Source organism: Asanoa sp. NPDC050611 (assembly GCF_040654855.1).
GTDB lineage: Bacteria > Actinomycetota > Actinomycetes > Mycobacteriales > Micromonosporaceae > Asanoa.
The window spans coordinates 1-23249 of sequence record NZ_JBFAIU010000093.1; the positions used below are offsets into that span (position 1 = coordinate 1).

The following is a 23249-nucleotide window of genomic DNA, read 5'->3' on the forward strand; positions in this document are numbered from 1 at the left end:
GCGGCTGCGGGCGCTCGGTGCACAGGTATTGCGCCATGTCGTCGTGGGGCGCGACCACCTGGCGGCCGCGGTCGAGGTCCCACATCGCCTGCGCGGTGGCCTTGCCCGACGGCCAGGTGGCGATGATGCGCCAGGTGCCGTCGTCGCGCCGGTAGGCGTCCCAGGAGATCTTTTCCGCGTCGATGCCGTGCTGGGCCAGCCGGGCGTCGACGACCTCGGCCAGCGGCGCGCCCTTTTCGGAGGTCTTCAGGCGGGTGCGCCGGGCGTGCTGCGCCAGCATCGCCCGCTCCTGCAGCACCGGGCCCGCGTAGCGCAGCACCCGGTCGACCGGCACGCCGGCGATCCGGGCGACGTCCTCAGCGGACTCGCCGCTGCGGATGCGGGCCTGGATGTCACGTGGTGACAGCGATGGTGCCTGATCGCCGAAGTGGCCGGCCCCGCTGACCGCAGCGGCGGGCGTCTCGCCGTGCAGCACACCGTTGATCCGCTCGTCGAGCGGGAGCGCCAGGAGGCGGCCCACCTCGTCGGCGAGCACCATGGCCTGGCCGTCCTCGGAGAGGGCGACGAAGCGTACAGGCCGCATCGCGTAGCCTCCGTCCCGCTGAGCTGGCCGACGTTCCCGACCAGAGTCGAGACGCTGAAGGACACGGTAGCCCACTACCACCCCGGCGCACCGCTAGGCACGCCGGGGTGTCGCGCCAACAAATGCCTAGAGGCGCTCGAGCACGTAGTCGATCGACGCGGTCAGCGCCTCGACGTCGGCGGGCTCGATGGCCGGGAACAGCGCGACGCGGAGCTGGTTGCGACCCAGCTTGCGGTACGGCTCGGTGTCCACGATCCCGTTGGCGCGCAGGGCCTTGGCCACGGCGCCGGCGTCCACCTCGTCGACGAAGTCGATGGTGGCGACCACGTTGGAGCGCAGGCCCGGGTCGGTGACGAACGGCGTCGCCACCGACGAACGCTCGGCCCAGCCGTAGATGACGCCGGCGCTCTCCGCCGTGCGCTTGGCCGCCCAGGACAGGCCGCCGTGCGCGTTCATCCAGTCGGTCTGCTCGGCGGCCAGGAAGATCGTGGCCAGCGCGGGCGTGTTGTAGGTCTGCTCCAGCCGCGAGTTCTCGACGGCGGTCATCAGGTCCAGGAACGCCGGGATGTAGCGGCCCGACTCCTTGACCTCGGCGGCCCGGGCGAGGGCGGCCGGCGACATGAGCGCGATCCAGAGCCCGCCGTCGGAGGCGAACGCCTTCTGCGGCGCGAAGTAGTAGACGTCGGTCTCGCGCAGGTCGACCTCGAGCCCGCCGGCGCCGGAGGTCGCGTCGACCAGCAGCAGCGACGATGGGTCGGCGCCGGGCACGCGGCGGATCGGCACTGCCACGCCGGTCGAGGTCTCGTTGTGCGGTGTGCCGTACACGTCGACGCCGGCCTCGGCGACCAGGCCCGGCGCGCTGCCCGGGTCGGCCTTGCGGACGGTCGGGTCCGAGAGGAACGGCGCGGCCTTGGCGGAGGCGGCGAACTTGGCGCCGAACTCGCCGAAGCTGGCGAACTGCGCCTTGTCCTGGATGAGGCCGAACGTGGCGACCTCCCAGAACGCGGTCGTGCCGCCGTTGGAAATGATCACCTCGTAGCCCGAAGGCAGCGAGAAGAACTGCGCGATGCCCTCGCGCAACCGCTTGACCTGGTCGCGGACCGTCTTCTGCCGGTGCGACGTGCCCAGGTAACTCGTGGCGACCTGGCCGAGCGCGGAGACCGCCTCCGGGCGGACCTTGGACGGCCCGCAGCCGAAACGTCCGTCAGCGGGCTTGATCTCGTCGGGAATCCGGATGCTGGTCACGTCAGCCACGAATCGATCCTTAGGTCGCGCTCGGGAAAGGAAGCCGGCGGCGCTGCCGAACTTTCATACTTCCATTCCAACGAGTACGCGGGCCGGACGGTCCCAGAGCCTGGTGCGTGACGTCACTCACCGTGTGGAATCTGGTCCCAGCCCTCCACGTCGGCCGGCTTGCGGGTCCCAGGGCCCACATAATGCGCCGACGGCCGCACCAGCCGCTGCAGCGACTTCTGTTCCATGATGTGCGCGCTCCAACCCGCCGTGCGGGCACAGGTGAACATCGACGTGAACATGTGCGGCGGCACCTCGGCGAAGTCCAGCACGACGGCCGACCAGAACTCGACGTTGGTGGCCAGGACCCGGTCGGGCCGGCGGGCCTGCAGCTCCTCGAGGGCGGCCTTCTCCAGCGCCTCGGCCACCTCGAAGCGGGGTGCGCCGAGCTCCTTGGCGGTGCGCCGGAGCACCCGGGCGCGCGGGTCCTCGGCCCGGTAGACCCGGTGCCCGAAGCCCATCAGCCGCTCGCCGCGGTCGAGCACGCCCTTGACGTAGCCCTCGGCGTCGCCGCTGCGCTCGACGGCCTCGATCATCCCGAGCACGCGAGACGGCGCGCCGCCGTGCAGGGGGCCGGAGAGGGCGCCGATGCCGGACGAGATGCACGCGGCCGCGTCGGCGCCGGTGGAGGCGACCACGCGGCAGGTGAACGTGGAGGCGTTCATCCCGTGCTCGGCGGCCGAGATGAAATAGGCGTCGACGGCCTTCACGTGCCGCGGGTCGGGGTCGCCCCGCCAGCGCTTCATGAAGCGTTCGACGATCGTCGCGGCCTTGTCGATCTCTTTCTGGGGTACGGCCGGGAGGCCGAGGCCGCGGGCCGACTGGGCCACGAAGGAGAGCGCGGTCACCGAGACGCGGGCGAGGTCCTCGCGGGCCTGGGCGTCGTTGATGTCGAGCAGCTGGGAGAGCCCCCAGTACGGCGCGAGCATGGCCACGGCCGACTGCACGTCGACCCGGATGTCGCCGGAGTGCACGGGCACCGGGAACGGCTCGGCGGGCGGCAGCCCGGGCCCGAACCGGCCGTCGACCAGCAGTGCCCAGACGTTGCCGAAGCTGACCTGGCCGATCAGATCCTCGATGTCGACGCCCCGGTAGCGCAGGGCGCCGCCTTCCTTGTCGGGCTCGGCGATCGTGGTCTCGAAGGCGACTACGCCCTCCAACCCCGGCTTGAAGTCGGACATTTCGCCCTCCCGCCTATGCGCCCCGCAACATTTCGGCGCCTTAGCTACCACTCAGGTTTCGTATTCGTGTCATCTTGCCTGCTGGGTCTGTCGGCGCGCGAGCACTGCCGGCAAACCGGAGAGCCGACAACAGCGCATATCACCGCTTAACGCGTGCACGAGGATGAGGACGTGACCGGAGACACACCCGACTTGGCCGGCATGCGCCGCGACTACGCGTCTGACCGTGGGCTCGACGCCGACGACCTGGCGCCGAGCTGGCCGCAGCAGTTCGACCGGTGGTTCGCCGACGCTGTGTCCGCCGGGCTCCCGGAGCCCAACGCGATGGTCCTCTCGACCGCCGACACGGCCGGCTGGCCCAGCTCGCGCACCGTGCTGCTGAAAGGCATGGACGAGCGCGGCTTCGTCTTCTACACCAACTACGAGTCCCGCAAGGGCGCCGAGCTGCGCGCCAACCCGCGCGCCGCCCTGCTCTTCCCGTGGTTCCCGATGATGCGCCAGGTGGCCATCCGGGGCACCGTCGCGGAGGTGGACCGGGTGGAGACGGAGACCTACTTCGCCGGGCGGCCGCGGCCGTCCCAGATCGCGGCCTGGGCAAGCCCCCAGTCCCGGGTGATCCCGGACCGCGCCTCGCTCGACGAGCGCTACACGGCCACCGAGCGGCGGTTCCCGGCCGAGTCGGCGATCCCGGCACCGCCGCACTGGGGTGGGCTGCGGGTCGTGCCGGAGACGGTCGAGTTCTGGCAGGGGCGCAGCGGCCGGCTGCACGACCGGCTGCGTTACCGTCGGACCGACCAAGGAGAGTGGATCATCGAACGCCTTGCACCGTGAGTAAGACCCCCCGGCGATGGGCCATCGACCTTCGACCCCTGGCCACCCCGAGTTACCGCCGGATGTGGATCGGCACCGCCTTCTCCAACTACGGCTACCAGTTCACCGCGGTGGCCGTGCCGGTCGAGATGTTCGCCCTGACCAAGGACTCGTTCTGGGTCGGCCTGCTCGGCATCGCGGCCCTCGTCCCGCTGCTGATCTTCGGCCTCTGGGGTGGCGCGCTGGCCGACGCGATGGACCGGCGCCGGCTGCTCATCATCGGCTCAGTGGTGATGTGGCTGGGCACCCTCGGCTTCCTCGTGCAGTCGCTGGCCCAGTGGGACAACCCGTGGCTCCTGCTGGTCTTCACCGCGGTCCAGTCGTGCGCGTTCGCGGTGACCAACCCCACCCGCAGCGCGATCATCCCGCGGCTCGTGCCGGGCAACCTGGTGCCGGCGGCCAACACGCTGTCCTTCACGACCGGCGAGGCCGCGGTGGTGCTCGGGCCGCTCACGGTCGGTGTGATCCTCGCGACCTGGGACCTGCACACCGCACTGCCCATCGCGTACGCGTGTGACGCGCTGCTGTTCACCATCGGCCTCTGGTCGACGCTGCGGCTGCCACCGATCCCGCCGGTCGGCCAGGCGACCACGGCCGGGCTGCGCAGCGTCGTCGAGGGGTTCCGCTACCTGGCCGGCGCGCCTGTCCTGCTGCTCTCCTTCGCGATCGACATCATCGCGATGACGATCGCCATGCCGCGGGCGCTGTTCCCCGAGATCGCGGACGAGCGGTTCGGCGGCGGTGCGGCGGTCGGCTTCCTGTTCAGCGCGATCGCGATCGGCTCCGTGCTCGGCGGGCTCACCAGCGGCTGGATCGGCCGGGTCCGCCGGCAGGGCCTGGCGCTGGTCGCCGCGGTCGTGGCCTGGGGTGCGCTCGTGGGCCTGGCCGGCTTCGCGCACAGCCTGTGGCTGATGGTCGTCGTGCTCGCCCTCGCCGGCGCCGCCGACCTGGTCAGCGCGGTCTTCCGGCACTCGATCCTGCTGGTCTACGCCCCTGACCAGATGCGCGGGCGGCTCCAGGGCGTGATGACGGTCGTCGTCGCCGGCGGGCCGCGGCTGGGCGACCTGCGGGCGGGCGGCACGGCCGCGCTCTGGGGCGTCGGCGCCGCGTTCAGCGGCGGCGGGTTCGCCGCCGCCGGCCTCGCGATCGCGCTGGCGCTGGTCTTCCCCGCGCTGACCCGCTACCGCAGCCCGGACCCCGAGCCGGACCCGCGGCCCGCGCCGGCCCCGGAACCGATATCGTCCGGCCCATGACCAACCGCACCGCCCCGCCGCTATCCGGAACACAGTGGACGATCGCCGCCGACGGCCAGGAGGCCGTCGTCGTGGAGGTGGGCGGCGGCCTGCGCGCCTACCGCGCCGGCGGGGTGGACTACCTCGACGGGTACGCCGAGGACGAACTCCCGCCCGGCAGCTCCGGTCACGTGCTGGCGCCGTGGCCGAGCCGGATCCGGGACGGCCGCTACACCTTCGGCGGCGAGGCCCACCAGCTCCCGATCACCGAGCCGGCCAAGCACAACGCGATCCACGGCCTGGTCGCCTGGCAGCGCTGGCAGCTGGTCGAGCGCACGGAGGCTTCGGTGCTGATCGAGTGCGCGCTGCCCGCGCAGGTCGGCTACCCCTGGCAGGTCACCCTGCGCACCCGCTACACGCTGGGACCGGACGGCCTGCGGGTCGACCACGAGGCGACCAACGTCGGCGTGGGCGCCGCGCCGTTCGGGCTGGCCGCGCACCCCTACTTCCGGCTGCCCGGCACCGCGGTCGACGACCTCACGCTGACCGTGCCGGCCCGCAGCCGGGTGCTCTTCGACGGCCGCCTCCTGCCGATCGGCGCGGCCAAGGTGACCGGCGGCGAGTACGACTTCACCGAGCCGCGGCGGATCGGCGCCCAGGTGCTCGACAACGCGTTCGGCGACGTCGAGCGGGACCCCGACGGCACCTCGTCGGTGCGCCTGTCGGACGGCGCCCGCACGGTGCGGATCTGGGCCGGCGAGGCATTCAAGTGGTGGGTGGTGTTCACCTCCGACACGCTGCACGGCGACCGGCACCGCCGGGCCGTGGCCGTCGAGCCGCAGACCTGCCCGCCGGACGCGTTCCGCTCGGGCCACGACGTGATCGTGCTCGAACCCGGCGACACCTGGTCGGCGAGCTGGGGTGTGACGGTCTCGCTGGACGGATAGCCGCGCCGCCCGATAGGTTGCGAGACCAGCCAGCGGGGAGGCTTGTGATGGAGTTCGGCGAGGTCGTCCGCAAGCGGCGGATGGTCCGCAACTACGACCCTGACCGGCCGGTGCCGGCCGCGGTGGTCGACCGGCTGCTGAACCACGCGATCCACGCGCCGTCGGCGGGCTTCTCGCAGGGCTGGGGCTTTTTGGTGCTCGACGAGCCGGCCGACCGCGACGCGTTCTGGGCGGCGACCACCCCCGACGCGTGGGGCCCGAGCGGCTGGCTCGACGGCATGCGCCGGGCGCCACTCGTGGTCGTGCCGCACTCCAACCGGTCGGCCTACCTCGACCGCTACGCCGAGCCGGACAAGGGCTGGACCGACCGCGACCCGGGCCGCTGGCCGGTGCCGTACTGGGACGTCGACACCGGCATGGCCGCCCTGCTGATGCTGCTGACGGCCGTCGACGAGGGGCTCGGCGCGTGTTTTTTCGGAATTCCGGGGCAATGCGTGGACCGGTTCCGAAAGGCGTTCGAAGTGCCGGCGGAGTTCACCCCGATCGGTGCCGTGACCGTCGGTTACCGGGCACCCGATCGGCTGTCGCCGTCACTGAGAAGGGGCCGGCGTTCAGTTGATCAGGTGGTGCACCGGGGGCGCTGGTCCGCACCGTGAGATCAGGCCCGGGCTCCGTCGTTGCGCGGGTCGATAGGCTGAGCCAGCTGGCGGGCAGCCACCTAGCCGAGAGGAGCGGCGCGTGATCTTCAAGTCGGTGCGTGACGGCCGCCCCTACCCGGAGCACGGCTTGACGCTGAAGCAGTGGTCGGAGATCCCACCGCGGCCCCTGCGGCTCGACCAGCTCATCACCACGAAGCGCGAGCTGGCGCTCGACAAGCTGCTGGCCGAGGACTCGACGTTCTACGGCGACCTGTTCCCGCACGTGGTGCAGTGGCAGGGCGGCCTCTACCTGGAGGACGGCCTGCACCGCGCGCTGCGGGCCGCGCTGCAGCAGCGCAACCAGATCCACGCCCGGGTGCTGATGCTGCCCACCGAATAAGGTGAGCGGCATGGACCCGCTGGAGCTGCTCGACCTCGATGGGACCCTGTCCGCCGAAGACCGCGACATGCGCGCGGTCGTGCGCCAGGTGGTCGACGAGCGGGTCCGACCGCACGTCGCCGGCTGGTACGAGGACGGCCGCGTGCCGGTCCGGGAGCTCGCCGCCGAGTTCGGCAAGCTCGGCCTGCTCGGGATGCACCTGACCGGTTACGGCTGCGCCGGTGCCACGGCGACCGCGTACGGCCTGGCCTGCCTGGAGCTGGAGGCGGGCGACTCGGGCGTCCGCTCGCTGGTCTCCGTGCAGGGTTCGCTGGCCATGTTCGCCATCCACCGCTACGGCTCCGCGGAGCAGCGCCAGCGCTGGCTGCCGCCGATGGCCGCCGGCGAGGCGATCGGCTGCTTCGGGCTGACCGAGCCCGACCACGGCTCCGACCCGGCCGGGATGGCCACCCGGGCCCGCCGCGACGGCTCCGACTGGGTGCTCAGCGGCGGCAAGATGTGGATCACCAACGCGCCCGTCGCCGACGTCGCGGTGGTCTGGGCGCGCACCGACGACGGCATCCGCGGCTTCGCGGTGCCGATGGACACGCCGGGCGTGACGGCCCGCGAGATCAAGCACAAGATGTCACTGCGGGCCTCGTCGACCGGCGAGATCGTGCTCGACGACGTCCGGCTGCCCGACGACGCCCGGCTGCCCGGCGCGGAGGGGCTCAAGGCGCCGCTGTCGTGCCTGACCGAGGCGCGCTACGGCATCATCTGGGGCGCGCTCGGCGCCGCCCGGGACTGCCTGACGACCGCGATCGACTACGCCACGAGCCGCGAGCAGTTCGGCCGCCCGATCGCCGGGTTCCAGCTCACCCAGGCCAAGCTCGCCGACATGGCGCTGGAGCTGCAGAAGGGCTACCTGCTGGCGCGCCACCTCGGCACGCTGGCCGACCGTGGCCGGCTGCGCCCGGAGCAGGTCAGCGTCGGCAAGCTCAACAACGTGCGCGAGGCGATCGCGATCGCCAGGCAGTGCCGCACGATCCTCGGTGCCAACGGGATCAGCGCCGAATATCCGGTGATGCGGCACGCGAACAACCTGGAGAGCGTGCTCACGTACGAGGGCACGAGCGAGGTGCACCAGCTCGTGATCGGCCAGAAGCTGACGGGGCTGTCGGCCTTCGTTTAGGGGTGGCGCGCATCGGGGAAACTGTTCGCAGAAGGACGGTGAGGTGGACAAATGACCAATACGGAGCCCACCCGCGAGTACCCCGAGGTCAACACCAAGACCGACGACCGGCAACCTGACGAGCCGGCCTGGACCGACCAGGCGGAGCGCCGGCCGCGGTGGCGCGGCCTGATCTGGCTGGCCGCGATCGTCGTCGTGCTGGTCGCCGGCGGCTTCGCGCTCAAGGCCGCCGACCTGCTGCCGAGCTGGCGCAACCCGTTCGCCCAGGAGACCACCGACCGCAGCCAGCCGCCGCTGCTCAAGTCGATCCAGGACCTGAGCCGCTACGTCGCGGCCGAAGGCAACTTCCAGGTCATCGTCGACAAGCAGACCAGCCGCGACAACATCCCCGAGTTCCTGCTCAACGAGCGCACCCTGTTCGTCGGGGTCGGCTCGGTCGAGGCGTACGTCGACTTCGGCAAGATCGGCGAGGGCGCGATCGTGGAATCGGCCGACGGCAAGTCCGTCGAGGTCAAGCTCCCGGCGCCGCAACTGGGCGAGGTCAACCTCAACACCCAGGACAGCTATATCTTCGCCGAGGAGCGTGGGCTGGCCAACCGGCTCGGTGACCTCATCAAGCGCGACCCGAACCAGCAGCAGGAGGTCTACCAGCTCGCCGAGGACAAGATCAAGGCGGCGGCGGTCGACAGTGGCCTGCAGGACCGGGCCCGGGCCAACACCAAGTCGATGCTCGAAGGCATGCTCAAGTCGCTCGGCTACGAGACGGTCACCATCACCTACACCACGCCGTAAAGCCGCACGGGCCCCTGCGCGCTGAGGGGCCCGTACGTGGGGAGGGTCAGGCGTGGGCGTGGTAGCGGCCCTCGTCCGGCATCAGGATCCAGAGGGCCAGGTAGATGAGCACCTGGGGCCCTGGCAGCAGGCAGGACAGCACGAAAATCAGGCGCATCGTGTTCGGTCGCATCCCGAAGCGGCGGGCCAGCCCGCTGCACACGCCGGCGATCCAACGGTCGTCGCGGGGGCGGACGAGTCTCATCTGTAAGTCCCTTTCCCTTCATTCGGTCCTGATACCAACGGTAGAAACGGACATCAAGCCCGCCCTCGGTCCGCAGATGGATTTCGGGCTTCCGCTTCCCGTAGGGAGTACCCCGATTGCGCGCGTATGCTCGCGCGCGGCGGCAGAAGAATGGAGCACGCCGGTGATCAGCGCCTTCGACCTCTTCACGGTCGGTATCGGACCGTCGAGCTCGCACACGGTCGGCCCCATGCGGGCGGCCCGCACGTTCGTGGCCGGGCTGGCCGACGACGCGGTGCTGGCCGGCACGGCCCGGGTCCGGGCGGAGCTGTTCGGCTCGCTCGGCGCCACCGGCCACGGGCACGGCAGCGACCGGGCCGTCGTGCTCGGGCTGGCCGGCGAGACGCCCGAGGAGGTCGACACCGACGAGGTGCCGAAGCTGGTCACCCGCACCACGGAGAGCCGGCGACTGGCCCTGCTCGGCCGCCACGAGATCGACTTCGACCCGGCCGAGGACGTGGTCCTGCACCGCCGTCGCTCGCTGCCCTACCACCCGAACGGCATGACCTTCGCGGCCTTCGACGCCGCCGGCGAGCTGCTGCGCGAGCGCACCTACTACTCGGTCGGCGGCGGGTTCGTGGTCGACGAGGAGGCGGCCGGCGCCGACCGGATCAAGCCGGACACCACCCCGGTCCGCTATCCGTTCAGCACCGGGGCCGAGCTGCTCGCGCGTACCGCCGAAGCCGGGGGTTCGATCTCCGACGTCATGCTGGCCAACGAGCTGGCCTGGCGTTCCGAGGCGGAGGTCCGCGCCGGGCTGCTGGACATCTGGCGGGTCATGCGGGAATGCGTCGAGCGCGGTTGCGAACGCGACGGGACGCTGCCGGGCGGGCTCAAGGTCCGCCGGCGGGCGGCCGAGCTGCACCGCAAGCTCCGCTCCGAGCTGGCCGGCGATCCGCTGCGGGTGATGGACTGGGTGACCCTGTTCGCGCTGGCCGTCAACGAGGAGAACGCCGCCGGCGGGCGCGTGGTGACCGCGCCGACCAACGGCGCCGCCGGCATCATCCCGGCCGTCCTGCACTACTACACCCGGTTCGTGCCGGAGGCGAACGCGGACGGCGTCGTCCGTTTCCTGCTCGCCGCGGCGGCGATCGGCGTGCTGTTCAAGGAGAACGCCTCGATCTCCGGCGCCGAGGTCGGCTGCCAGGGCGAGGTCGGGTCGGCCTGCTCGATGGCGGCCGCCGGGCTGGCCGAAGCGCTCGGCGGCACGCCCGAGCAGGTGGAGAACGCCGCGGAGATCGGCATGGAGCACAACCTGGGCCTGACCTGCGACCCGGTCGGCGGCCTCGTGCAGATCCCGTGCATCGAGCGCAACGCGGTGGCGAGCATCAAGGCGATCACCGCGGCCCGGCTCGCGCTGCGCGGCGACGGGGTGCACCACGTCTCGCTGGACAAGGTCATCAAGACCATGCGGGAGACCGGCGCCGACATGAAGATCAAGTACAAGGAGACCGCCCGCGGCGGGCTCGCGGTCAACGTCATCGAGTGCTGACCGCCCGGCCGCTTTACCGCTAGCCAGGGTTTACTGACTGCTAACCTATGGCGCGTCGACGGCTGGCCGTGCCCGTCGGGTTGCACACGCGGGCGGAGGCGGCTGTGACATCGAGCGTGGTGACGTTGTGGGAAAACCGCAACGCCCTCGGTCTGCTGATCCGCCGGGACCTCGCGGTCAAATACCAGCAGTCGTTCCTCGGTTACCTCTGGTCATTGATCGAGCCGCTGGGCGTCGCCGCGATCTACTGGTTCGTCTTCGGTGTCCTGTACGGCACGGGTGCGGACCGCCACCTGGGTCCCGCGTCCGACTCGTACCCGTTGTTCCTGATCACCGGCATCTTCGCCTGGTCCTGGGCCAACGCGGCGATGGGCGAGGCGACCAGCGCGCTCACCGGCCAGGCCCGGCTGATCACGACGATGAAGGTGGCCCGGCAGGTGTTCCCGATCGGCCGGGTGCTCGGCCGGTTCGCCGAGTTCCTCGCCGGCCTGCCGATCCTGATCATCCTCGCCGTCGTCTTCGGCGAGCTGCACTTCGACTGGCAACTGCTCGCGCTGCCGCTCGCGGTGGTGCTGCAGACGGTCTTCCTGACCGGGCTCGCGCTGCTGCTCTCGTCACTCAACGTGCTGCTCCGCGACGTCGAGCGGCTGATGCGCCTCGGCCTGCGGGTGCTGTTCTACGCGACGCCGATCATCTATCCGCTGGCGCTGGTGCGGGCCGCCGACATGCCTGGCTGGATCAAGGACACGTACGAGCTGAATCCGCTGGTCGGCATCATGGAGCTCTACCACGCCGTGTGGTACCCCCAGATGTTCCCGAGCGCGACCCTGCTGGCCGTCACGGTCGTGGCCAGCGTGGTCCTGCTGCTCGGCGGCTGGTTCGTGTTCCGCCGCCTCGAACCCGCCGTCCTCAAGGAGCTGTGATGGCGACGCCGATGATCGAGGCTCAGGGGCTCGGCGTGAAGTTCGTCCGCAACCGCCGGCGGCAGCTCCGGCTTCGCGAGCTGTTCATCCACCGCGGCGGCCGCCAGCCCAACGCGGGCGAGTTCTGGCCGCTGCGCGACGTCAGCTTCGCGGTGCGCCCGGGCGACGCGCTCGGCATCGTCGGCCGCAACGGCACGGGCAAGAGCACGCTGCTGCGGTTGATCGCCGGTGTGCTTATCCCGGACGAGGGCAAGATCATCGTGCGCGGCAAGGTGGCGCCGCTGCTCGAGCTCTCCGCGGGCTTCTCCAACGAGCTGACCGGCCGCGAGAACGTGCACCTGGTCGGGTCGCTGCACGGCCTGTCCAGCAGCTTCCTCAAGAAGCACTTCGACGAGATCGTCGACTTCGCCGGTGAGCAGGTGAGCAAGGCGATCGACACCCCGGTCCGGCACTACTCGTCGGGCATGAAGGTGCGGCTCGGCTTCTCCGTGATCGCCCGGCTGTCGCACCCGATCCTGCTGGTCGACGAGGTGATGGCCGTCGGCGACGCCGAGTTCCGCAAGAAGTGCTACGTGACCATCGAACGCCTGCTCGCGGACGGCCGCACGCTGGTGCTGGTGTCGCACAACGAGAACGACCTGACCCGGTTCTGCAACCGCGGTCTCTACTTCGAGCAGGGCAAGTTGGTCACGGACGGTACGGTTCAGGACGCCCTCGACGCCTACAACGGGGTGGTGCGCGCATGACGGTGGCGGTCCTGTTGCCGGGGCCCGACCCGGCCCTGCGGGATCGGCTCGCCGCCCAGCTCCGCGCGGCCGGTGCCCGCGAGATCTACGACGAGCTCCCGGTCGGCCTGGCCGAGCCGGTGCTGATCTGCGCCGGCGACCTGGTCGCCCACGACGCGGTGATCCGCCACGTGGCCACCGTGCCGGGCCCGGGCACGGTCGCGCTGGTGCTGCCCGACGGCCCGGGCGAGCCGGTCCACCAGGAACGCGGCCAGCTCGTGCCCGGCGACAGCCCGACGGGGGTGGCCGGCGGGCTCGTCCGGGTCGGCGTCGCCGACCTTCCGCTGCTCGCCGACCCGTTCGGCAAGCTGGTGGCCGACCTGCTGGCCAACGGCGCCACGGTCAGCGCGCACCGGGTGCGCCTGCTGGTGGCGCGCCGGGTCGCCTTCCCGGCGGAGATCCCCGCCGCGCTCGCCGCCGTGGCCGAGGTCGACTCCGAGCGGGCCGAGCTGCGCCTCGCGGTGAAGGAGCAGGACGACTTCTTCACGACCTATTTCGTCAGCACCTGGTCGCCGTACGTGACGAAGGCGGCGGCCCGCCTGCGTCTGACGCCCACCGGCGTCACGGCGATCTCCGTGGTGGTCGTGGCCGCCGCGGCGGGGCTGTTCGGCTACGGCGGCTCCCGGCCGGCCTGGCTGCTCGCCGGCGTCCTGCTCTACCTGGGCTTCGTGCTGGACTGCGTCGACGGCCAGCTCGCCCGCTACACCCGCACGTTCAGCGTGTTCGGTGGCTGGCTGGACACGGTGGCCGACCGGGCCAAGGAATACCTCGTCTACGCCGGCCTGGCCGTCGGTGCGGGCGGGGCCGGCGCCTGGAAGCTCGCCATCGCCGCGATCGCGCTGCAGACCGTCCGGCACATGACCGACACCTGGTACGGGACCCTGCACGACGTCGCCGCCCGGGCGCCCGCGAGGCCGGAGGCGGGCGGCGGTGTCGCCGGCCGGCTCGGCGCTGTCTCCGCCCGGGTGCGCGCCGACACGGGCTCCGTGGGCTACTGGCTCAAGCGCACCGCCGCGTTCCCGATCGGCGAGCGGTGGGCGGCGATGGCGCTGCTCGGCGCCGTGTTTGGCCCGCGGGTTGCGCTGATCGGCGTGCTCGCCGGCATCGTGGTCGCGTTCGCCTACACGCTCGCGCTGCGTACCCTGCGGGCCCGTGGCATGCGGGTGTCCGCGTTCGCCGGCGTCGTCGCGACCGAGCAGCGGGACGACGGCCCCCTGGGCCGGCAGCTGAGCCGGTTCGGGGTCGGCGGGCCGCTGGCCGGCGCCGGCGCCGCGGTGGTGGTCGGCGCGCTCTTCCTCGCGGCCGCGTACGCCGGACTCGATGGTGGCGAACTGCGCACGGTGACCCTGAGCGCCGCCGTCGCGCTGCTCGTGGCCGCCCTGCCGGCCGGCGCGGCGCACTCCCGACCCCTGCACTTCCTCGTGCCCGCCGCGCTGCGGGCCGCCGAGTACCTCTTCGTGATCGCGATCGGCGTGGCCTACGACGTGCCGTTCTGGTGCACGTTCGTGTTGCTCTTCGCGCTCGCGCTCTGGCACTACGACCTCACCGCTCGCCTGGAGAAACGCGAGGCCGGCGGCTGGTTGCACCGGTGGGGACTCGGCTGGGACGCACGGGTGCTGGTGATGGCGCTCGGCTCTGCCTTCGGCCAGGCGACAGGAACGACCGTTACGATCGGTTTCTACCTGTTGTCTACTTTTGTGTTGGGCAGTGTGATCTGGTGGCGCAACCGGGCGGAGACGGCAGCCGTCTGATCAGCTTCATCGTTCCGGTCTACAACGTCCGGTCGTACCTGCGGCAGTGCCTGGACTCCGTGCTCGCGGACCGGTCGGTGCCGATCGAAGTGATCGCGGTCGACGACCGCTCGACGGACGGCAGCGCCGAGATCCTCGCCGAGTACGCCGCCCGGGACCCGCGGGTCACCGTGCTGACGCTGGAGCGCAACGGCGGCCAGGGCCCGGCCCGCAACCGCGGCCTGGAACTCGCCACCGGCGACTACGTCTGGTTCGTCGACAGCGACGACTGGCTCGCCGACGGCATCGTGGCCGCGGTCGCCGCCCGGATCGCCCACCTCGACCCCGACGTCGTGATCGTCGACCACATGCGGGCGCACTGGGACGGCCGCGTCGATCCTTCGCTGAACCGGTTCGCCGCCACGCCCGAGGTGTTCGCCCTGCACGAGTGGCCGCGCGCGATCGAGATCCTGCACACCCCGTGGAACAAGATCGTCCGACGGTCGCTGCTGCTCGCCACCGGCTTCCAGTTCCGGGCCGGCTGGTACGAGGACATCCCGTTCACCTACCGCGTGCTGATGGCGGCCGACCGGATCACCCTCCTCGACCGGATCGGCGTGCACTACCGGCAGCGGCGGATCGGGGCGGCCACCCGTACCGTCTGCGAAGGGCACTTCGCGATCTTCACCAACTGGTCCGAGGTCTTCGACACGTTCGACGACGGCCGGCCCGGCGCCGCGCTGCTGCGCAAGCTGCTGTTCCGCCGGATGATCTGGCACTTCCTCGTCGTACGCGGCAACGAGGACCGGCTGCCCGACGAGCTGCGCGCCCGGTTCTTCGCCGAGATGACCGTGCACTACCACCGCTACCTGCCACATGGCGGCTACCCGGTGCCGGGCGGCATGGAGGGCGTCAAGCACCGCCTCGTTGCCGGCGGGCGGCACCGCACGTTCCAGGCGCTGCGGTTCGGCTTCCGGCGCGCGCGGGACGCCCGGGCGACCGGCGAGGTCGCGGTGCGCGCCGGCCGGCGCGGCAAGCGGGTGGCCAGGCTCGGCCGGGCCGCGGTGCTGCGGGCGTACTACCACGCCGAGCTGCGCCGGCCGCTCGATCCGACGCTGGCCCTGTATGCCGCCTACTGGTACCGCGGCTACGCCTGCAACCCGGCGGCAATCTACGAGACGGCCAAGGACCTGGCGCCGGGCATACGCGGTGTCTGGGTGGTCCGCCGCGACAAGGTACACACGCTCCCGGCCGGCGTGCCCTACGTGGTCGCCGGCACCCGGCCGTACTTCCGGGCCCTGGCCCAGGCGACGTACCTCGTCAACAACGTGAACTGGCCCAACTACGTGGTCAAACGGCTGGGCAGCACGCACGTGATGACCCACCACGGCACGCCCCTCAAGGTGATGGGCATCGACCAGCAGCAGTACCCGGGCGGCGTGCAGGATGCCGACTTCGCGGGGCAACTCCGCCGGGCGGACCGCTGGGACTACAGCGTCACCGCGAACGCCTTCACGACCCAGATGTGGGAGCGGGCGTACCCGTGCCGCTATCGCACACTGGAGACCGGCTACCCGCGCAACGACCGGCTGGCCCGGGCGACCGCCGACGAGGTGGCCCGGGTGCGCGCGGAGCTGGGCATCGAGCCCGGGCAGCGGGTCGTGCTCTACGCCGCGACCCACCGGGAGCACCTGCCGGGCTACCACCCGCCGTTCGACCCGGAGCGGGTCCGCGCGGCGGCCGGGCCGGACGCGGTTCTGCTGATGCGCAGCCACTACTTCCGCGACCGGGCCGGCACCGCGCCGGACCCGGTCGACCTGCCGGGCGTCCGCGACGTCTCCGCGCACCCGTCCGTCGAGGACCTTTACCTCGCCGCGGACGTGCTGGTCACGGACTACTCGTCGGTGATGTTCGACTACGCGGTCCTCGACCGGCCGATCATCATCTACGCGCCGGACTGGGAGGCGTACCGGATGATCCGGGGCGTCTACTTCGACATCGTCGCCGAGCCGCCGGGCGCGGTCGCGCTGACCCTCGACGACCTGGTCGACACGCTGCGCACCGGCGCGTTCGAGAGCGACGCGGCGACCAAGGCCCGCACGGAGTTCCGGCACCGGTTCACGGCGCTGGAGGACGGCCGGTCCGCCGAGCGGGTCGTCACGACGGTGTTCCGGGCCTGATCATGCTGACCGTCGTCGTTCCGGTGCACAACGTCGCTCCATACCTGGACAGCTGCCTCGGGTCGCTGGCCCGGCAGACCTACCGCGACCTCGACGTGGTGCTGGTCGACGACGGCTCGACGGACGGCAGCGGGGAGCTGGCGGCGGCCTGGCCCGCGCGGGACCCGCGGTTCCGGCTGGTGCGGCAGGCCAACCGGGGGCTCGGCGCCGCCCGCAACGCCGGTGCGGCGCTGGCCACGGGGGACTACCTCGCCTTCGTCGATGCCGATGACGTGCTGCCGGCGTACGCCTTCGAGGTGTTGGTCAACGCCCTGGAACAGACCGGGTCGGACTTCGCGAGCGGCAACGTCGCGTTGCTCACCGACGGCGAGCTGGCGCCCTCGCCGCTGCACCGGGGCACGCACCGGGTCACCCGGCTGGCGGCCGACCCGCGCGAGCACCGCTACCTGCTCTACGACCGGCTCGCCTGCAACAAGGTGTGGCGTCGATCGTTCTGGGGCGACACGCGGTTCCCGGAGGGCGTGCGCTACGAGGACATTCCGGTGACCATCCCGGCGTACGGGCGGGCGCGCGCGGTGGACGTGCTCCACGTGCCGGTCTACTACTGGCGGCAGCGGCCGGCGGGTGACCCGTCGATCAGCCAGCGGATGGCCGAGCCGCGCAACCTCGAAGATCGCTTCGCCGCCGTGAACCGCGCGCTGTCCGCGTTGGACGGTGAGCTCGCGACCTGGTACGCCGAGACCGCGCTGCAGAGCGACCTGCGGCTCGTGCTCGAGGTGCTGCCCGACGTCGACGACGCCTATCGGGCCCGGTTCCGCAAGCTCGCCAGCGCGTTCCTGGCCGATGTGGACGCCGCGGTGCTGACCCGGCTGCCGAGCCGGCTGGCCACGGCGTGGCGCCTCGCGCGGGACGGCGACCTGGACTCGCTGGTCGGCCTGGTCGCCTCGCGCCCCGCTTTGCTCTGCACCCATATCCGCATCACCGCCGCTGACCAGCGATGCGTATATGGCTGCAGAGCAAAGCCGGGGATGGACGCCTGGCGGGACCCTGCGCCGTCGAAGGTCCGGGCCGCGGCGGTGAGCTGGTCCGGAAACCGGCTCCGGCTGGGCGTCGCCGCCGCCCCGCTGGCCCTGCTCTGGCTGCGCGAGGCCGCACCGGCGAACCGGGCGGTGGTGGTGCCGGCCGTCGGCGGGGCGGGCACGCTGCGCGTGTCCCGGCTGCGCGGCCGGGAGGGCTGGGTGCCCGGCGAATGGACGGTCAACGCGGCGCCGCCCAAGGGGCCGCTGCCGGTGACCGATCCCGTCGCGCTGCCGTGCCGGTGGGTCGACCGGGACACGCTGGTCGCGCCCGTGGTGCGGGGCGGGGTGCTGCGGGTCGTCGTCGAGCGTCCGACGGTGTTCGCGGCCGAGGCGGGTGAGGATGTCGGCGACCTCTACGTCGACGGGTTCGGGGAGCTGCCGCCGGGCACCGAGATCCGGTTCGAGCGGGCGCCGGGCGTACCGTCGATGACCTTTCCGCTCGTCATCGCCGGTCCGAAGTGGATCGCCCGGGTGCCGATGGTCGATCTGGTGGCCGGGATCGGCACGCCGGCGGTGCCGGGTGAGCCGCCGGACACCTGGCGCACGGCGCTGCGGGGGCCTGACGGCACGAGCGCGCCGCTGCTCGCCCGGCTGCGCTGGACACCGGCCCCGGCCGGCCCGTTCGTGGTGGACACCGACGAGCGTGGTGTGTTGCGGCTGACCGCCGTGGCCTAGTCCGCGCGGCACGGGGCCGCCGCCGTGGCTCAGTCCGCGCGCCGCGTGCGTAGCTTGCGGCCCACAGCCGTGACCGCGCGGCGGGCCACGAACCGGGTCGCCAGCGCGAGGGAGCGGGCGCCGCCGACGGGGATCGTGTCGACGCCGACGAAGCTGACCTTGTTGCCCAGGGTCGGCCGGCCCACCAGCCGCGGCTTCGGCGACACGAGTTGGTCCTCCGGCCACTCGCCGAGGTTGACGAGGGCGAAGTCGCGGGCGCTGACCCAGCGCTCGCCGGCCACGGACAGCACGGCCTTCTCCCAGGACTCGTCGGGGTGCTTCACCCGGGCGGCCCGGCGCAGCGCCGAGGTGCGCCACAGGGCCACCGTGTGTTCCGGCGAGCTGGCCTTGGGCGAGAGCACCCGCACCAGGCCGACCTGCCACCGGTCGGCCACGTTGACCAGCCGCCGCACGGTGTTGGCGTCGACGCCGGCGGTGACGGGCACGCGGACCAGGTAGGGCGACGGAAAGGCGTCGGCCGGCGCGGTCGAGACGAGGGCGACCCGGGGCTCGTGCCGGTAGGTCGCCTCGACCAGCCGGAGGTCGAGGTTCGGGTCCTGGAGCACCGCCATCCGCCCGTCCGACAGTGCCGCCCAGTCCGCCACGAGCAGCACCCGCAGGTCGGTCAGGTCGCTCATCAGCAAAAGGTCGACGCAGGTCTTGATCAGCTCGAAGCTGCCCTCCGCCGCGACCACGGCGGTCACCAGCGGCACCTGCCAGCCGCGGTTGCCGACCGAGCGCAGCCAGCGCGGATGCGGCATCAGGTCGGCCAGGAACGGCCAGTTGTAGCGGCGCAGCTCCTCGCCCCGCCGCATCATGTTCGAGGGTCCCATGTGCCAGCTGCCCGCCTTCGGCTCCGGCACGAAGGCCGCGCCGGCCTGGGTCAGCCGGTAGCCGAACTCGGTGTCCTCGCCGAGCCGCAGGTCGGTGTCGAGCCCGCCGGTCTCCTCGTAGAGCCGGCGGGTGAGCGCGGCGGTCGCGCCGACGTGGGCGCGGAAGTTGAGGTGGTCGCCGGCCCGCAGCTGGTCGGTGTCGCTGATGATCTTCTCGATGTAGTCGTGCGGCTCGGTGTCGTCCAGCGCGAACAGCGTGTCGATCGTGCGGGCCGCGCAGCGCTCGGCGACCTCCTCCGGTGTGGACCAGCCGGTCACGAAGCGCTTGAAGCCGAGCGTCACGACCTCGTCGCTGACGTGGTGCCAGCGGGCCTGTGCTTCGACGTGTTCGGGGAAGACGACCATGTCTGCGTCGAGCCAGTGGATGATCTCGCCGGTGCTGTTCGTGGCGCCGACGTGCAGCGCGTTGGCCCGGCCCCAGCCGGCGGAGTGGTCGCCGACCCGGACGATGCGGCAGTTCTCGGGGCGGATCTTGGGCAGCTCGATCGGCGGCTCGCTGTTGTCGTCGGCGATCACGACTTCGAGCAGGTCGGCCGGGTACGTCTGCCGGGCCAGCGAGGCCAGCGTCAGGTTCAGCGACTCCTGGCAGTTGTGGGCCGGGATGACGACCGAGACCGTACGCGTCGGCGTCCAGCCGCCGATCTCCGGCGGCTGCAGCACGCTCCAGTCGTTCCGGAAGATCCGGACGGGTGTGTCGGGTGGAGTCGGCACGGTGGTGAGTGTAACCAGCAGAAATCGCCACGGACTGGACGTACGTTAAGTTGCGTGGCTGCCGCTCGGATACACCGCTGGCGGATCTTCGCGGGCCCGCGGGCCGCGCGGGTCCGCCGCGGCTGGCCCGTCCGGATGATCGGCGCGCCGTGCAGCGTCATCGAGTCGCCGCGCAGCCCGGCCGGACCGCTGCGCGCCGGCACCCTGGTCACCTCGATGTGCGTCGGCGCCGCCACGCTGGCCGACCTCCGCGGGCTGCTCGACCACCCGGCGGGCGCCACGATGGTGCGCAAGTTGACGGTATTCGTCGACCGCTGGGACAACCCGCGGCAGACCTGGTCGGGCCGGCTCGGACCGATCCCGCACCTGCTCTCGCACCGCATCGACCTGCCCGCCGCCGACCACGGCCGGGCCACGGTCGCCCTGGAGCTGCGCCGGCCGGCCCCGCTCCGCAAGCTGATCATGGCGGTGCTGCCGGTGTTCAGCTCGGTCCGCCCGCTGCCCCGGGCCGTCAGCGCCGACATCACCGCACAGGAGGTCGCGCCGCCGTGGGTCGGCGCGACCGCGAACGTCGCGGTGGTCACCGGCGAGCTGCCGACCGACGCGGACATCCGGCCGCACGACCTGGTGCTGAGCGCCGACGGCGCCGCCCTGCCGCCGGCGGGTGCGGACGACCCGCCCCCGGAGCGGCTCTACGGCGGCGTGCTGCGGGCCGGCGCCGTCGGCGCCAGTGGGGCGGTGCTGGTCGACGTCGAGCACTCGGCCTGCATCGGCCGCTACGGCCCGTTCGGGCGGCGCGTGGCCCGCGGCGAGCTGGTCATGACGGAGGACAGCTGGTGGATCAACGGGCCCGCCGGGCCGTTGGTGCGCGGCCGGATGGACGACCACCGGCTGCCCGCGTCCGACGTGGCCGCGCTCGCGGAGATCGGCGTCGTGCGGTGCGGCCGGGTGCCGTGCGTCTATCCCGCGCGGGAGGCCGCCGTGCTCGTCCGGCTGGCCGCCGCCGGCGTCCTCGTGCACGCGCCCGACCTGCGGCCGCCGGTCGCCGCGCTGCTCGCGGACGAGCTGCGCGCGCTCGTGGTCGGCGACCTGCCGCCCGCGGCCGCGGACGACCTGGAGTGGGAGGTCCGGGCGGTGCGCCAGCGGCGCGCGGCGCTGCGCCGGCACGCCACGGCCTTCGCGCTGCCCAGGCTGGCCGGGGAGACGTTCCCGGCCCTGGCCGCCCCGCCACCGGTCAGCGTGCTGCTGGTGACCCGCCGGCCCGAGCACGTGGCCGAGACGGTCGAGGCCATCGAGCGGCAGACCTACCCCGACCTGGAGATCGTGCTGTGCCTGCACGGCGCGCACCCGTCGGCGGAGCTGCTCGGCCGGCTGGCCCGCTGCTCCCGGCCCATCGAGCTGGTGACGATCGGGCCCGAGGAGCGCCTCGGCTTCGGCGAGGCGATCGGCCGCGCCACCACCCGGGCCCGGGGCAGCCTGATCACCAAGTTCGACGACGACGACAGTTACGGCCCGGAGCACGTCTGGGACCTGGTGCTCGCCCGGCTGGTCTCGGGCGCGACGCTGGTCGGCAAGGCCGCCGACTTCGTGCACCTGCACGCCTTGGGCATCACCGTCCGGCGCGAGGGCGCGGCGGAGAACTACGCATCGGTGGTGGCGGGCGGGACGATGCTGATCAGCCGGGGCGACCTCGAGGAGATCGGCGGGTGGCGGCCGGTGCCCCGGTCGATCGACCGCGGCCTGATCGAGCGGGTCAGCCGGTCCGGCGGGCTGATCTACCGGACCCACCCGCTGGGCTACATCTACCACCGCCGGGCCGGCGGGCACACCTGGGACACGGGGATCGAGTACTTCCTGCGCAACAACGGGCCACAGTGGCCGGGCGTGCTGCGGCACGCCGAGTTCGGCACGCTGGCCACGGGCGTACCGACGTCGCCGCCTGGGTAAACCGGTCGGCATGGGTGACAAGGTCGCGGTGGTCGCGCATCGGAAGAAGAGTCTCGGCGGCGGTCTGCCGGAGCTGCGGCGGGTGCTCGCGGACGCCGGCATCATCGAACCGATCTGGTACGAGGTGCCGAAGAGCCGCAAGGCGCCCAAGCGGGTACGCAAGGCGCTGGACGCCGGCGCCGAGCTGATCTTCGTCTGGGGCGGTGACGGCATGGTGCAGCGCACCGTCGACGCGCTGGCCCACGCGGGCGCCAAGGACGTGCCGCTGGCCATCCTGCCGGCCGGCACCGCCAACCTGCTGGCCGCCAACCTCGGCATCCCGGAGGACCTGGCCGAGGCGGTGGAGATCGGGCTGCACGGGCGGCGCCGGGCGGTGGACCTCGGCCGCGTCAACGGCGAGCACTTCGCGGTGATGGCCGGCGCGGGGTTCGACGGCGAGCTGATCCGGGACGCCGACCGGGGGCTCAAGGACCGGCTCGGCCGGGTGGCCTACGCCTGGACCGGCGTGCGGCACGTCCGCGACGGCGCCGTGCCGATGCGGGTGACCGTCGACGGCGAGGAGTGGTACGCGGGCGCGGCGAGCTGCGTGCTGCTCGGCAACGTCGGCACGATCACCGGCGGCATCCGCGCGTTCGACGACGCGAGCCCGCACGACGGCCGGCTCGAGGTCGGCGTGGCCACGGCCGAGGGCGCGCTCGAGTGGGCGCGCACGCTGGGCCGGATGGCCACCGGCCGGTCCGCCGGCTCCCCGTTCGTCAAGATGACCGCCGGCCGCAAGATCCGGGTGCAGCTGGCCGAGCCGCTCACCTACGAGCTCGACGGCGGCGCCCGGGGCACCGCGGGCAAGCTCAAGGCCCGCGCCGTCCCGGGCGCGATCACGCTCTGTCTACCGTAGGGGTGGCTCGTGGGCCATGGTGGCACTCCGCCGGGCCCAGACGGCGGCCGGCCGCACGCGGAGCCCAGCCGGATACAACACCGGTATCCGACCGACCTCCGCGCACGCCCGGCCGCCGCCTGGACCTCGCCGGAGCACCACCCTGACCCACGAGCCACCCCTTGCGGGGTCAGCCTAGGGCGGGCTCCGTGAAGGTGGCCGGTGGCACCGGGTCGTCGGCCGGGCAGGCGCCGCGGGCCACGTACCGCTCGATGAACGCGGCCACCGCCTGCTGGACCCGGGCGCCCACGCCGCGGCGGTGGAGGGCGTCCAGGGCGACCGTGAAGCAGGCGAGGGCGGCCGCGGCGAGTTGCGGGTCGGCGAGACCCGTGCGGGCCGCCGCGAGCCAGTCCCGGTGCCGGCGCAGCGGCGAGCGCCAGTTGGTCAGCGCGTCCAGGAACGTCCGCACGGTCAGGCACGCGCCCGAGATGTCGTACGCGCCCATCTGCCGGGTGACCGTCTCGACCAGCT

20 protein-coding genes and 1 pseudogene are annotated in these 23249 nt (G+C 72.5%); 15 read left to right on the forward strand and 6 right to left on the reverse strand.

Annotation, left to right across the window (positions count from 1 at the left end; all coding sequences use genetic code 11):
* From sepH to AB0H87_RS16790, 3 genes are all read right to left on the reverse strand, one after another.
* Positions 1-583, reverse strand: a 583-nt coding sequence (gene sepH / locus AB0H87_RS16780; protein WP_360145512.1) for a septation protein SepH, incomplete at its 3' end; no start/stop codon positions are given.
* 126 nt (positions 584-709) lie between these two features.
* On the reverse strand, positions 710-1837 hold the full coding sequence (serC, locus tag AB0H87_RS16785) for a phosphoserine transaminase (RefSeq protein ID WP_360145515.1): 1128 nt from the start codon (positions 1835-1837) through the stop codon (positions 710-712).
* A 113-nt stretch (positions 1838-1950) separates the two neighbouring features.
* On the reverse strand, positions 1951-3057 hold the full coding sequence (locus AB0H87_RS16790) for a citrate synthase 2 (protein WP_360145518.1): 1107 nt from the start codon (positions 3055-3057) through the stop codon (positions 1951-1953).
* A 201-nt stretch (positions 3058-3258) separates the two neighbouring features.
* Between AB0H87_RS16790 and pdxH the strand changes: the two genes are divergently transcribed.
* The 7 genes from pdxH (at position 3259) to AB0H87_RS16825 (ending at position 9107) form a co-directional block, all read left to right on the forward strand.
* The gene (pdxH, locus tag AB0H87_RS16795) at positions 3259-3888 is read left to right on the forward strand and encodes a pyridoxamine 5'-phosphate oxidase (protein WP_360145566.1); all 630 of its coding nucleotides are present in this window, start codon (positions 3259-3261) and stop codon (positions 3886-3888) included.
* Positions 3885-5180 carry an MFS transporter gene (locus tag AB0H87_RS16800; RefSeq protein WP_360145521.1) on the forward strand — a complete coding sequence of 432 codons (1296 nt, stop codon included), beginning with the start codon at positions 3885-3887 and terminating at the stop codon, positions 5178-5180. Before pdxH ends, AB0H87_RS16800 begins: the two co-directional genes overlap by 4 nt.
* A complete protein-coding gene (locus AB0H87_RS16805) occupies positions 5177-6106 on the forward strand; it encodes an aldose 1-epimerase family protein (protein ID WP_360145523.1) in 930 nt (309 codons plus the stop codon). Before AB0H87_RS16800 ends, AB0H87_RS16805 begins: the two co-directional genes overlap by 4 nt.
* 47 nt (positions 6107-6153) lie before the next feature.
* Positions 6154-6762, forward strand: a complete 609-nt coding sequence (locus AB0H87_RS16810) for a nitroreductase family protein (RefSeq protein WP_360145525.1) — start codon at positions 6154-6156, stop codon at positions 6760-6762.
* A gap of 82 nt (positions 6763-6844) precedes the next feature.
* On the forward strand, positions 6845-7144 hold the full coding sequence (locus tag AB0H87_RS16815; protein WP_360145527.1) for a type II toxin-antitoxin system VapB family antitoxin: 300 nt from the start codon (positions 6845-6847) through the stop codon (positions 7142-7144).
* 10 nt (positions 7145-7154) lie between these two features.
* Entirely contained in the window at positions 7155-8315 is a 1161-nt protein-coding gene (locus tag AB0H87_RS16820) for an acyl-CoA dehydrogenase family protein (RefSeq protein ID WP_360145530.1), read from the forward strand.
* A 51-nt stretch (positions 8316-8366) separates the two neighbouring features.
* On the forward strand, positions 8367-9107 hold the full coding sequence (locus AB0H87_RS16825; protein WP_360145533.1) for a DUF4230 domain-containing protein: 741 nt from the start codon (positions 8367-8369) through the stop codon (positions 9105-9107).
* A 46-nt stretch (positions 9108-9153) separates the two neighbouring features.
* Here AB0H87_RS16825 and AB0H87_RS16830 read toward each other — a convergent pair whose 3' ends face one another.
* Positions 9154-9351: a PspC domain-containing protein gene (locus tag AB0H87_RS16830; RefSeq protein ID WP_360145536.1), complete on the reverse strand. Its 198-nt coding sequence runs from the start codon at positions 9349-9351 to the stop codon at positions 9154-9156.
* Positions 9352-9514: 163 nt separating this feature from the next.
* Between AB0H87_RS16830 and AB0H87_RS16835 the strand changes: the two genes are divergently transcribed.
* From AB0H87_RS16835 to AB0H87_RS16860, 6 genes are all read left to right on the forward strand, one after another.
* On the forward strand, positions 9515-10882 hold the full coding sequence (locus AB0H87_RS16835; protein WP_360145539.1) for an L-serine ammonia-lyase: 1368 nt from the start codon (positions 9515-9517) through the stop codon (positions 10880-10882).
* Between the two features lie 104 nt (positions 10883-10986).
* Positions 10987-11805 carry an ABC transporter permease gene (locus AB0H87_RS16840; RefSeq protein ID WP_360145542.1) on the forward strand — a complete coding sequence of 273 codons (819 nt, stop codon included), beginning with the start codon at positions 10987-10989 and terminating at the stop codon, positions 11803-11805.
* The gene (locus AB0H87_RS16845; protein ID WP_360145545.1) at positions 11805-12551 is read left to right on the forward strand and encodes an ABC transporter ATP-binding protein; all 747 of its coding nucleotides are present in this window, start codon (positions 11805-11807) and stop codon (positions 12549-12551) included. The genes AB0H87_RS16840 and AB0H87_RS16845 overlap by 1 nt, the downstream gene beginning before the upstream one ends.
* Positions 12548-14341, forward strand: coding sequence for a CDP-alcohol phosphatidyltransferase family protein (locus tag AB0H87_RS16850; RefSeq protein WP_360145548.1), 1794 nt, complete (start codon positions 12548-12550; stop codon positions 14339-14341). Before AB0H87_RS16845 ends, AB0H87_RS16850 begins: the two co-directional genes overlap by 4 nt.
* Positions 14308-16500: a CDP-glycerol glycerophosphotransferase family protein gene (locus tag AB0H87_RS16855; protein WP_360145551.1), complete on the forward strand. Its 2193-nt coding sequence runs from the start codon at positions 14308-14310 to the stop codon at positions 16498-16500. Before AB0H87_RS16850 ends, AB0H87_RS16855 begins: the two co-directional genes overlap by 34 nt.
* Before the next feature lie 2 nt (positions 16501-16502).
* Positions 16503-18254 (forward strand): glycosyltransferase, encoded by a 1752-nt coding sequence (locus AB0H87_RS16860; protein ID WP_360145554.1) that lies wholly within the window; start codon positions 16503-16505, stop codon positions 18252-18254.
* A 29-nt stretch (positions 18255-18283) separates the two neighbouring features.
* Here the strand turns inward: AB0H87_RS16860 and AB0H87_RS16865 are convergent, their stop codons facing one another.
* A complete protein-coding gene (locus AB0H87_RS16865; RefSeq protein ID WP_360145557.1) occupies positions 18284-19897 on the reverse strand; it encodes a glycosyltransferase in 1614 nt (537 codons plus the stop codon).
* 54 nt (positions 19898-19951) lie between these two features.
* Here AB0H87_RS16865 and AB0H87_RS16870 point away from each other — a divergent pair, with 54 nt between their 5' ends.
* Both AB0H87_RS16870 and AB0H87_RS16875 read left to right on the forward strand, forming a co-directional pair.
* Positions 19952-21844, forward strand: coding sequence for a glycosyltransferase (locus AB0H87_RS16870; protein ID WP_360145560.1), 1893 nt, complete (start codon positions 19952-19954; stop codon positions 21842-21844).
* A gap of 10 nt (positions 21845-21854) precedes the next feature.
* Positions 21855-22739: a diacylglycerol kinase family protein gene (locus AB0H87_RS16875; protein WP_360145563.1), complete on the forward strand. Its 885-nt coding sequence runs from the start codon at positions 21855-21857 to the stop codon at positions 22737-22739.
* Between the two features lie 169 nt (positions 22740-22908).
* Here AB0H87_RS16875 and AB0H87_RS16880 read toward each other — a convergent pair.
* Positions 22909-23249 (reverse strand): annotated as a pseudogene (locus AB0H87_RS16880) (hypothetical protein); the annotation flags it as partial.